Raw genomic sequence first — 10,658 nt, forward strand, 5'->3', positions numbered from 1 at the left:
TCAGCTCTGACCGAGAGTTCGCGTCAGGCGTTCAAAATTCAGCGTTGGAGGCAGCAAGTGCGTAATCACACCGTCGTCGTCGGTTACGGCACCAAGGGACGCACGGCTATCGAAGCGATGATCGGTGACGGCGTCTCCGCATCCGAGATCGTGGTCGTGGACACCGATCGGGCAGTGCTGGATGTCGCCGAGGCAAAGGGTCTGGTGACGGTATTCGGTTCTGCCACCAAGTCCGACGTGCTTCGCCTCGCCGGAGCCCAGCGTGCGGCCTCGATCATCGTGGCGACCAACCGCGACGATACGGCCGTACTCGTAACACTGACTGCCCGTGAGATCGCCCCGAAGGCCAGGATCGCGGCAGCTATTCGAGAAGCCGACAACGCGCACCTGCTGCGTCAGTCGGGTGCGGATTCGGTGGTCCTCTCCTCGGAAACTGCGGGTCGGCTCCTGGGCATCGCGACGACCACACCCACTGTCGTCGAGATGATCGAAGATCTGCTCACGCCGGAGGCCGGGTTCGCAATTGCCGAGCGAGCAGTCGAACGTGACGAGGTCGGCGGATCACCGCGCCACCTTTCGGACATCGTGCTCGGAGTGGTGCGCGACGGTCGACTGGTCCGCGTGGGTACGCCTGAGGTCGACGCTATCGAAGCGGAAGATCGACTGCTCTATATCCGACGCGTCGTAAACTGATGAGAAGCGCGCAGTAATGTCGTGGGCGTGAACGACTTCCAGCTGACCGAAACGCCGTTGCTGTCCCGTTCGAGCGTCGGCCGCGCCGAAGAGTTGCGATCCGACGAAGCTGCCCTCACAGAAGGTTGGCGCGACGCGCTGCTCCTGCGGGTCACTCCGCGCGGACAGGTCAAGGCGTCGGACGGGCAGTTGGTGTTCGGCGAAGCCACCGAACTCGGCGCGGAACCGGTTCGCGGCGCAGTGTTCCTCGGTATTCGCGACAACCGCCACGTCTGGGCCGTGCGGGTGTCCTTGCTTGCAGGTGCGTTGTCGGATCTGCGGGTGTTGGGCGGAACTCTCGACGACGCTGACGCAGGTTTGCTGACCGGCGCGATCGCCATTCTGAACTGGCACGACAGTGCCGGATTCAGTGCGATCGACGGGGCTCCGAGTGAGCCGACGATGTCGGGGTGGTCGCGCATTTCCACGACTACTGGACATGAAGAGTTTCCCCGCACCGACCCCGCGGTGATCTGCCTGGTGCATGACGGCGCAGATCGCGTCTTGCTGGCGAGGCAGCCGACGTGGCCGCCGCGCAGGTTTTCGATCTTGGCAGGCTTCGTCGAAGCGGGGGAGTCGCTCGAGACGTGTGTGGTCCGTGAGATCAAGGAAGAAGTGGGCGTCGACGTCCACAGCGTGCGCTATCTGGGCAGTCAGCCGTGGCCGTTCCCGCGCTCGGTGATGTTGGGGTTCACGGCAATCGGCGACCCCGCCGCTCCGCTGTTGTTCGCGGACGGCGAGATCGCCGAAGGAAACTGGTTCACCAAAGACGAGGTGCGCGCGGCTCTCGAGTTGGGGGATTGGGCGTCCGACGCCGATGCGCCGTTGCTCCTGCCCGGCTCTATCTCGATTGCGCGCGGCATGCTCGAGAGCTGGGTTAAGTAACGACTAGAGCCCCAGTGCAGCCTTCACCTGATTGAGCGACGGGTTGGTTGCGACGCTTCCGTCGGCGTACTTCACGGTCGGAACGATGTGGTTGCCGTCGTTGACGCTGCCGACAAATTCGGCTGCAGCCGGATCGTTCTCGATGTCGATCTCGGTGTACTCGATGCCCGACGCGTTGAGCTGTGTCTTGAGTCGACGGCAGTAGCCGCACCACGTCGTCGAGTAGATGGTCAGGGCAGGTGCATTTTCGGTAGTGGTCACGGCGCCTATAACACCATGACTGCGGCTCTTGTTCCGCAATCGAGGGTGTTCTCTTCCCCACATCGTGGTGGGCGGGCCGACGGACGTGTCGGTCCTGCCTGCCATGATGGTGCTCATGCCTGCGGACACCGGACTGGACCCCGAACAATCAGCCGCCGTGCTCGCTCCGCGCGGCCCGGTTTGTGTTCTTGCGGGCGCCGGAACAGGCAAGACCCGCACTATCACCCGGCGGATCGCGCATCTGGTTGCCGACGGGCATGTGTCGGCCGGGCAGGTGCTGGCTGTGACGTTCACAGCCCGTGCGGCCGGTGAGATGCGTGGTCGTCTGCGTGAACTCGGTGTCGGTGGCAGTGGCCCGCAAGTGCAGGCACGCACCTTCCACGCTGCGGCACTGCGGCAGCTCAAGTACTTCTGGCCACAGGTAGTCGGTGACTCGGAGTGGCGGCTGCTGGACCGAAAGTTTGCGGTGGTCAGCAGTGCCGCGGCTCGGGTGGGATTGCCGACCAGTTCTGAAAGTGTTCGCGACCTCGCGAGCGAAATCGAGTGGTCCAAGGCTTCGTTGATCGCGCCGGAGGACTATCCGCGCGCCATCGCCAAGATTCGCCGTGAAGCTCCGGTTGACCCCGAGAAGGTCGCTCAGGTCTACCTGGCTTACGAGGAATTGAAGGCGCGCGGCCAGGACGGCATGCTGCTCGACTTCGACGATCTCCTGCTGCACACAGCGGCGGCGCTCGAAGAGCATTCCTCGGTTGCCGACGAGTTCCGTGAGCGGTACCGATGCTTCGTGGTGGACGAGTACCAGGACGTCACCCCGTTGCAGCAGCGAGTTCTCGACGCGTGGCTCGGTGACCGCGACGATCTCACTGTGGTCGGCGACGCCAACCAGACCATCTACTCGTTCACCGGCGCCACCCCGAACTACCTTCTCGACTTCTCTCGTAAGTTTCCCGAGGCGACGGTGGTCCGGCTCGAGCGGGACTACCGATCGACTCCCGAAGTGGTCTCACTGGCCAACCGCGTCATCGGTGCGGCCAGTGGGCGTATTGCCGGTACCCGTTTGCAACTCATCGGTCAGCGGGCGCCGGGTCCGGAACCGGAGTTCGCGGAGTTCAACGACGAGCCGTCCGAGGCGCTCGGGATTGCGCGCGCGGTCAAACGTCTGATCGCGGCGGGCACGCCGGCAGCCGAGATTGCGATTTTGTACCGGATCAACGCACAATCCGAAGTGCACGAGCAAGCACTGACCAAGTTGGGCATACCGTTTCAGGTGCGCGGCGGCGAGGGCTTCTTCACCCGTACCGAGGTCCGCCAAGCGGTAACGGCGCTGCGGCAGGCCGGTAACCGTGACGATCTACCCGAAGGCGCAGACAGCGGCGCCGGACTTCTTGCATTGGTTCGCGCTGTGCTGGCGCCACTCGGGCTCACCAACGAGGAACCGTCGGGCACCCAGGCACGTGAACGCTGGGCGTCCCTGACGGCTCTGGTTGCACTCACCGAGGAGCAGTTGGTCCACGAACCCGAACTCACGCTGCCGGGTCTCTTGCAAGAGCTCACAGCGCGTGCCGAATCGCGGCACCCACCGACAGTGCAAGGCGTCACCCTCGCATCACTGCACGCGGCCAAGGGCCTCGAATGGGACGCGGTGTTCCTGGTCGGTCTCAACGACGGAACCCTGCCGATCCAGCATGTGCTCGGTGATTCCAATTCGGCCCCGGACGAGGTGGCAGTGGAAGAAGAGCGTCGACTCCTCTACGTCGGTGTGACTCGCGCTCGTGAACATCTCCACTTGTCGTGGGCGTTGGCTCGAAACGAAGGTGGCCGCAAATCGCGTCGGCGCTCCCGTTTCCTTAACGGATTGATTCCCGACGACTCACCGGCTTCGCGTGTTGCTGCTCCGGCAGCGTCGAACAAGAAGCGTCCGCGCTGCCGGATCTGCGGCAAACCGCTGATCGGAACCTCGTCGACAATGCTGGGCCGATGCGAGAAGTGCCCGTCCGACATCGACGTCGAACTGCTCGAGAACTTGCGAGCCTGGCGCCTGGACAAGTCCCGGGAACTGAAGGTGCCGGCGTACGTCGTGTTCAGCGACAACACGCTGACCGCGATTGCCGAACAGCGACCGCAGGACAACCGCGGGTTGGTCGCAATTCCGGGCATCGGGCCGAAGAAACTCGAGAATTTCGGTGAAGATGTCCTGGCCGTCATCAAGGGCGGGCAGTAGCTGTACCGGCAAAACCGCAGGTCAAAAATAGGTTGTGCAGATTCACGGAGTTCTCTAGTCTGGATTCCAGCGTTACGGGGAAACTCGTGCGCAGAAATTTTCCGGACCGAATAGAAATGGAGGTGGCAAAAATGACGAACTTGATTTCCTATGAAGCGTGCGCACACGCAAAGTTCGCTGTTGCCGCCCCCGTGCGGCCCGAAGCAGCGGCCAAGGCGCAGCATGCGTCGCGCCTGCGCTTCCAAGCAGCTGCACCGTCCGTGGTCCGAAGCTATCGAGGTTTTTCTCGGTAAGGACCCACCCGTTCACCTACGGCCACGGACCCGCACTTATGCGGACCGTGGCCTTTTTGTTGGATCGCCCATTTCGGGGCTTCCGGCTCGGCTCAGGTTCGCGCCCATCGAACCCATTTTTTGCGACATACGTTTCGCATCCGAGCAACAGGAGACCGAGTTGTCTACGCAGACAAACCCAGGGGCATCCGAAAATTCCGTAACTTTTATCGAGGTTGCCTCCACCCGTCGCGACCTGCCCTGCCGGGCATCCAACCCCGACCTCTGGTTCGCCGAGTCCCCGACAGAACTCGAGCAAGCCAAGGCTCTCTGCGCGCAGTGCCCCATCCGGTCTCGTTGTCTACGCGCAGCTATCGACCGCGCTGAGCCTTGGGGCGTCTGGGGCGGTGAAATTCTCGAGCAGGGATCCGTCATCGCACGCAAGAGACCGAGGGGTCGACCGCGTAAGCAGTTGGTGTGTGCGTGAATTGGCGCCTACTCGGCCGCCGGTTCCTCGATAACAGGATCGGCAGCCGGGTCGGCGAATCCTGGCAGCCACCGGGTCAGGATTTCCATGTACGGGGCATACGCGTCCAACTGGGCGCAAATGCCCACCGAGCCGAGAAGAACTCGGAAGATCATCAGATATTCAGGCGGCAGGTTGAGTGCTCGTGCCGTTCGGAACTGCGCGCTGTTCAGATCAGTGGCAGTTCCGGCGGCTCGCTGCAGCCATGATCGCGTGAAGTGGAACGACTCCGTCTGAATGGGATCGGTGAACGGACGCAGGTAATTGGCAATCTCCTGGTCGGTGACCGTGCGACCGGGAATGACAAACCCGTTGGCGCGCAACAGCTCTGTGAGTTCGTCGAATCTTTCCTCGACGGCCAGACGGACCATGGTTCCCAGAATTGTGGGCAGGCCGTGCGGGAACGGTGCTGCAGCACCGAAGTCGATGACGCCCAAGCGACCGTCGTCGAGGAGCATGAAGTTTCCGGGATGCGGATCGCAGTGAAGTAGTCCGACCCGTGCCGGTGACGCGAAGTGGAATTCGGCGAGCAGTGCGCCTGCGGCATTGCGCTGCTCGGGTGTTCCGCGTTCGATAATCCTGGTCAGAGGTGTGGCTGTCATCCATTCGGTGACAACAACTTTCGGGGCACTGGCCACGACGCGTGGAACGACGAATTGAGGATCTCCGTCGAACTCCTTCGCGAATGCCCGTTGGTTGTTGGCCTCGATCCGGTAGTCGAGTTCTTCTTCCGTTCGCGCCGTGAATTCTTCGATGACCGGTCGCACGTCGACGCCCGGCATCACCGAGCCGAAGAGACCGGCAAATCTGCCGAGGGTCTTGAGATCGGCACGCAAAGCTTCATCCGCGCCGGGGTACTGCACTTTGACGGCTACGTCGCGGCCGTCCGACCACACCGCGCGGTGGACCTGTCCGATACTGGCCGATGCGGTCGGGGTGTCGTCGAAAGACTGGAATCGGTCACGCCACTTCGTTCCCAGTTGCTGGTCCAACATCTTGTGAACCTGTTTGACGGGGAGCGGCGGAGCGGCGGCCTGGAGCTTGTTCAATGACTCGCGGTACGGCTCGGCGAATTCCTCCGGAATTGCCGCCTCCATGACGCTGAGGGCTTGCCCGAGCTTCATGGCACCGCCCTTGAGTTCGCCGAGAACCGCGAACAACTGTTCGGCGGCCCTTGCGCTCAACTGCGCGTCGATCGCTCCCTTGTCGCCGCCGGCGAGCTTGCGCCCGAAGCCCATGGCAGCACGCCCGGCCATGCCTATCGGAATGCTTGCGAGTTTGGCGGTTCGGGCGGAGCTCTTGCGTGGGATCTCGGACACCACACCATCATGTCTGACGGACGCGTCCTGCGCCCGTCACCGGGGCGAGGTAGAAGCAACTACACGACGTTTGTCGAGGCCAGTGGCGCATTGTGATTCGATACGGGACCAGATCGATTTCGAGAGTCGTGAACAAACTTGCGGGTGGTGTTGCTTCGCTCGCCCTCATTGCCGACGATATCTCGGACAATGCGAGTGCCGTTGTCGCGTGGATCATCGCGGGATCGGCGTACCCGGCGCTGCCCAGCAACTGGGACGCGAGGTGTAGCCAATCCGGATCATGAGCGGCTCGGGTGATGTCCGCGCACCGAAGGCAACTCGAGTGGCCGGGCAGAACCAGCGGTCCGACGACGCCGGATCCGTCACGAACGTGCACGGCGAGGTGGGGGATTCCGGCACGAACAAGGTCGGCGACCAGGCGTGGATCGGTGACGACGTCGTCGGTCAGGACAACTAAGGCGTTCTGCCAATCGGCTACGAGGTGACTGCCACGGTAGCCGTTCGAACGTTGCACCGGTAAGTTTCCGTGGCGTAGTGCTTGCCTGATCGTGTCGGACAGGGGACCTTGCCCGTGGATCCGGATCGATCCGGCGCTGACGGTTTCCTGACGACTCGGCCGCAGAAATCCGGCGGTGGTGAGTTCGGACACAAGCGCGGTCATGACGTCGGAGCTGATTCCTCGCTGTGCTGCCGTCCACATCATCGTGGCGACACTCGTGTGCCCGTCCATCATGCGGAGCAACGATTGCATATCCCGGGCATCGACTCCGGGCGGCGGGGTCAGGACCACCGCGCGTTCGGGTTGCCAGCCCAACTGCAACCGGCCGTCGGGCCGCAAGAGCACAACGATCCGTGGGTCCCATTCGGGTCCCACGGATCGTGTGGTGTTCGGGGTGACGCTGGTGTTCGAGGTGAAGCGGCGATCACGTGTGCTCATCAACCGATGGTGGCACTCGGATACACCGGCCAGGCGTCGAAAAAGCTAGTTATCCACAGACTCTCGCCGGGTCTGACCTGGCAATAGTCGTTGAATGAGAACTTTCTCGATTACTTCTTGTTGTTGCTGCCGGAGTCGTCCTTACCGGAGTCTTCGTCGCGAGTTTTATCCATTGCTTCTTCGGCGGCGCGTTCCTTGGCGAGCAATGCCTCGAGTTGAGCCATCGGATCGTCGAAGTTCCCGGACTCGCCGACACCCGTGACACGCTCGACGAACGAGTTCGGGGCATCGAGATCACTGGAATCAGGGAGCAAATCGGGGTGTGACCAGATGCCGTCGCGGGTTTCCATTCCGGCTTCTGCTGTCAGTCGCTGCCACAGTGCTGCGGCTTCACGAACCTTGCGGGGGCGCAGTTCGAGGCCGACCAGCGTTGCGAAGGTCTGCTCGGCCGGTCCGCCGGTGGCGCGTCGACGACGCAGCGTTTCACTCATCGCGGCAACGCCGGGAAGACGTTCACCGAGTCCTGCGGTCACCACCGTTTCGACCCAGCCTTCAACCAGGGCGAGCAGGGTTTCGAGGCGCTCGAGTGCGGCCTTCTGCTCCGTAGTCGTCTGCGGTTCGAAGGTACCCTGCTGCAACAGTGCTTCGAGCTTGGACGGATCTGCGAGGGCAGACGGGTCCAGGTCCTTGGCAAAATCTTCCATCGCCGAGAAGTCCATCGTGATTCCGCGGGCGTATTCCTCGACGGTGGCGAGGACACGCTGACGCAACCACGGCACGTGGCTGTACAGGCGCTGATGCGCGGCTTCGCGGGCGGCGAGGAAAACCAGGATCTCCTGGTTGGGCTGTTCGAGTCCCTCGCTGAACGCCTGCACCGCTGCCGGCAGGAGTGCGGCGGTACCGGCGGGGCCGAGGGGGAGTCCGATGTCGGTGGAGGAGAGAACTTCCTTGGACAGCTGCCCGAGGGCCTGACCGAGCTGTGAACCGAACGCGAGTCCACCCATCTGGCCGAGCATTCCCAGCATCGGACCGGCCATTTGTGCAGCTTCGGGCGGTAGGCCCTGAGTCCACATGCCCGATACCTTCTCGGCGACCGGATCACACAGGCGCTTCCAGGTGTCGATGGTGTTGTCGAGCCAGTCGTTCGGCGTCCAGGCGAGTGTCTTGGTTGCGCCGGCGGGCAGCGTCGTTACGGCGTCCAACCACAATTCGGCGAGATGGGCGGCGTCGGCGATGGCCTTGACGTTGCCTTCGGTGATGGGCGTCACCGAACCGATCTGCTGGCGAGCCAGCTTCTTCGCGACGTCGTAGTTGACGGGCCCGGATCCGCCGGATCCCATCGACGAACCCATGCCGCTGAGCATCTGGCCGAACTGGGTCAGCATTTGCCCGAGCTGCGCGGGATCGAAGCCGCCTTCGGGGCCGCCGGCGCCGAACCCGAATGGCATGTCACCGCCCCCGAACGGATTGCCACCGGCCGCGTTCTTGTCACGGTCGGGGTCGTCGTCGGAGTTGGAGAAGCCGAAGGGCGTGTTGCTCATACCTCAACGGTACAAGGGTTCTGTGGCTCGAGTAATGCACGTAGTCACGCTGATGGCGAACAAAGACGGCAGTAGCTCTACCCTGGACCAGGTGAACCGACGGATCGTGACCCTATTGGCCGCACTTGCCCCCATTATCGTTTTGGGAATCGTCGGATCCGTTGTCACGGTTCCTTTCGTCGCTCTCGGTCCGGGGCCGACGTTCAATACGTTGGGCACAGTCGAGGTCGACGCCGACGGAAAGACGGTAACCAAGCCGGTGGTCGACATCGAGGGCACGGAACTCGATCCCACCACCGGCAACCTCAACATGACGACGGTGTCGGTTCGCGACAAGCTGACATTGTTTCAGGCGTTCGGGCTGTGGGCGAGTGGAAATCACGGGTTGGTCCCGCGTGCCGAGGTGTATCCACCGACCAAGTCCAAAGAGGAAATTCAGCAGGAAAATAGCGCCGACTTCCAACAGTCGGAGAACAGAGCCGAGCTAGCAGCCCTCCACTACCTCGGTAAGCCGGTCGCATTGAAGATCGCGTCGATCTCACCCGACGGTCCGGCTGCGGGCGCGCTCCGCGAAGGCGACACGCTGCGCAAGATCGGTGACGCTCCGGTCACCACGGTCGGTGGCGTGCAAGAGAGTGTGGGTGCGATCAAGCCGGGCACCGAGGTTCCGGTCACCGTGCTTCGAGACGGCGTCGAAACTGTAGTACCCGTCACGATCGGGGCCAGGCCTAATCATCCGGAAACTGGTTATCTGGGGATCACACCGGACGAGGTGCCGGACGTCCCGTTCGACGTGACGTTCAACCTCGCCGACATCGGTGGGCCGTCAGCTGGTCTGATGTTCACCCTTGCCTTGATCGACAAGTTGAGCCCCGGAGAACTCAACGGTGGCGACTTCGTGGCGGGCACCGGAACAATCGATTCGGACGGAGCGGTTGGGCCGATCGGCGGAATTCGCTACAAGTTGATTGCTGCGTCCGAGGCCGGCGCCACGACCTTCCTCGTCCCCGCCAAGAATTGTGACGAAGCGAAACAGGATGCGCCGGACGGGCTTCGACTGGTGAAGGTCGACAACCTGTCCGGCGCTGTGGATGCCTTGGACAGCCTCGACGCGCCCAGCTGCTAGGTCATCCGGGGGGTCAGTCCTCTTCGACCTCGTCCAACGTCGCGTACAAGGCGTGGACCAGATGAGGTGCCAGACCGTCGTACGTCAGAAGCTGGAGATCGCCGTACGGATCGGCGTCCTCGTCGGGTCGCATCTGCAGCAGTGACAGCGACGGGCCGTCACGCAGAACTCCGACGAACAGGCGTGCCTGGCGACGATCGGGGTGGGCGTCGGCGGTGAGCCGGGCTACCTCGTCGGCGGCATGTTCGTCGGTGAGGACGGGTTCGACGGCGTGGTCGAGGTCGGATTCCGCAGTAGGCGGCAGAACCACGATCTCCTGGACGAGGATGCAACCTTCGACGGAGTCGGGCCAGTTGGTGGTGGCCAGGAATTCGTCGAGAGCGCGGGATCCGCCGATGATGTCCTCGGGCAGGGCTTCCTGCTCGATGGGGGTGAATTCGGCCCCGTCGGCGAGCTGGTCGAGCAACCCGGGTTCGGCTGCCGCAAGCAACTCGGTCGGTACGAGCGCGTACAGCCTCGGCGGCTGATCCCAGCCCTCGGCGTCGATGTGGTCGACAACTTCATGAACGCACCGGGCCAAAGCCTTGGGTGATCTGATCGGATTTTCTTCACTCACTCGTTCATCCTTGCACCTCGGGCTGGAAGTCCGACTCGCCGTGTTGTCACCTCGTGACTGTTGTTACGTAGAGTGGTTCGAAACTGCCAAGCCCACTCGGGCCTGGCTGCACTGATCGATGCACTCGGTTGCGACGCTGTGGCGTCGCCGAATCTTGGAGCGTGGCACGTGGGCATGCGGCCCCCCGCAGGTTTACCCTCTCTGTCCAGACGCAGTCGAATC

11 protein-coding genes are annotated in these 10,658 nt (G+C 62.9%); 6 read left to right on the plus strand and 5 right to left on the minus strand.

What is annotated here, in order from left to right:
• Both QM600_RS23760 and nudC read left to right on the plus strand, forming a co-directional pair.
• Positions 1 to 693 (plus strand): potassium channel family protein (locus tag QM600_RS23760; RefSeq protein WP_283264039.1); only part of this gene is annotated, 693 nt, incomplete at its 5' end.
• Between the two features lie 27 nt (positions 694 to 720).
• On the plus strand, positions 721 to 1,617 hold the full coding sequence (nudC, locus tag QM600_RS23765) for an NAD(+) diphosphatase (protein ID WP_283264040.1): 897 nt from the start codon (positions 721 to 723) through the stop codon (positions 1,615 to 1,617).
• 3 nt (positions 1,618 to 1,620) lie between these two features.
• Here the strand turns inward: nudC and QM600_RS23770 are convergent, their stop codons facing one another.
• Complete coding sequence (locus QM600_RS23770) at positions 1,621 to 1,887, minus strand: mycoredoxin (RefSeq protein WP_502943088.1); 267 nt, start codon at positions 1,885 to 1,887, stop codon at positions 1,621 to 1,623.
• A 94-nt stretch (positions 1,888 to 1,981) separates the two neighbouring features.
• On the opposite strand from QM600_RS23770, the gene QM600_RS23775 reads away from it, so the two are divergent.
• The 3 genes from QM600_RS23775 to QM600_RS23785 all read left to right on the plus strand — a co-directional run bounded on the left by QM600_RS23775 (position 1,982) and on the right by QM600_RS23785 (position 4,858).
• Positions 1,982 to 4,099 carry an ATP-dependent DNA helicase UvrD2 gene (locus tag QM600_RS23775; RefSeq protein ID WP_283264056.1) on the plus strand — a complete coding sequence of 706 codons (2,118 nt, stop codon included), beginning with the start codon at positions 1,982 to 1,984 and terminating at the stop codon, positions 4,097 to 4,099.
• A gap of 131 nt (positions 4,100 to 4,230) precedes the next feature.
• The gene (locus QM600_RS23780) at positions 4,231 to 4,392 is read left to right on the plus strand and encodes a hypothetical protein (RefSeq protein WP_283264042.1); all 162 of its coding nucleotides are present in this window, start codon (positions 4,231 to 4,233) and stop codon (positions 4,390 to 4,392) included.
• A 160-nt stretch (positions 4,393 to 4,552) separates the two neighbouring features.
• Positions 4,553 to 4,858, plus strand: coding sequence for a WhiB family transcriptional regulator (locus QM600_RS23785; RefSeq protein ID WP_502943087.1), 306 nt, complete (start codon positions 4,553 to 4,555; stop codon positions 4,856 to 4,858).
• A gap of 8 nt (positions 4,859 to 4,866) precedes the next feature.
• On the opposite strand, the gene QM600_RS23790 is transcribed toward QM600_RS23785, so the two are convergent.
• From QM600_RS23790 to QM600_RS23800, 3 genes are all read right to left on the minus strand, one after another.
• Positions 4,867 to 6,219 carry an ABC1 kinase family protein gene (locus tag QM600_RS23790; RefSeq protein ID WP_283264043.1) on the minus strand — a complete coding sequence of 451 codons (1,353 nt, stop codon included), beginning with the start codon at positions 6,217 to 6,219 and terminating at the stop codon, positions 4,867 to 4,869.
• Positions 6,220 to 6,223: 4 nt separating this feature from the next.
• Positions 6,224 to 7,153 carry a hypothetical protein gene (locus QM600_RS23795; protein WP_283264044.1) on the minus strand — a complete coding sequence of 310 codons (930 nt, stop codon included), beginning with the start codon at positions 7,151 to 7,153 and terminating at the stop codon, positions 6,224 to 6,226.
• A gap of 110 nt (positions 7,154 to 7,263) precedes the next feature.
• Positions 7,264 to 8,694 carry a zinc-dependent metalloprotease gene (locus QM600_RS23800; RefSeq protein WP_283264045.1) on the minus strand — a complete coding sequence of 477 codons (1,431 nt, stop codon included), beginning with the start codon at positions 8,692 to 8,694 and terminating at the stop codon, positions 7,264 to 7,266.
• A gap of 91 nt (positions 8,695 to 8,785) precedes the next feature.
• Between QM600_RS23800 and QM600_RS23805 the strand changes: the two genes are divergently transcribed.
• Positions 8,786 to 9,820, plus strand: a complete 1,035-nt coding sequence (locus QM600_RS23805; RefSeq protein WP_283264058.1) for a YlbL family protein — start codon at positions 8,786 to 8,788, stop codon at positions 9,818 to 9,820.
• Positions 9,821 to 9,833: 13 nt separating this feature from the next.
• Here QM600_RS23805 and QM600_RS23810 read toward each other — a convergent pair whose 3' ends face one another.
• Positions 9,834 to 10,436 (minus strand): PPA1309 family protein, encoded by a 603-nt coding sequence (locus QM600_RS23810; protein ID WP_283264046.1) that lies wholly within the window; start codon positions 10,434 to 10,436, stop codon positions 9,834 to 9,836.
• Between the last annotated feature and the right edge of the window lie 222 nt (positions 10,437 to 10,658).

The sequence above is a fragment of the Rhodococcus sp. IEGM 1379 genome, assembly GCF_030056815.1.
GTDB lineage: Bacteria > Actinomycetota > Actinomycetes > Mycobacteriales > Mycobacteriaceae > Rhodococcus_F.

Bases quoted from the DNA above. Each gene is read 5' to 3' on its own strand.
- QM600_RS23775 (WP_283264056.1), top strand. From the start codon at position 1,982: ATGATGGTGCTCATGCCTGCGGACACCGGACTGGACCCCGAACAATCA.
- QM600_RS23780 (WP_283264042.1), top strand. From the start codon at position 4,231: ATGACGAACTTGATTTCCTATGAAGCGTGCGCACACGCAAAGTTCGCT.
- QM600_RS23795 (WP_283264044.1), bottom strand. From the start codon at position 7,153: ATGAGCACACGTGATCGCCGCTTCACCTCGAACACCAGCGTCACCCCG.
- QM600_RS23800 (WP_283264045.1), bottom strand. From the start codon at position 8,694: ATGAGCAACACGCCCTTCGGCTTCTCCAACTCCGACGACGACCCCGAC.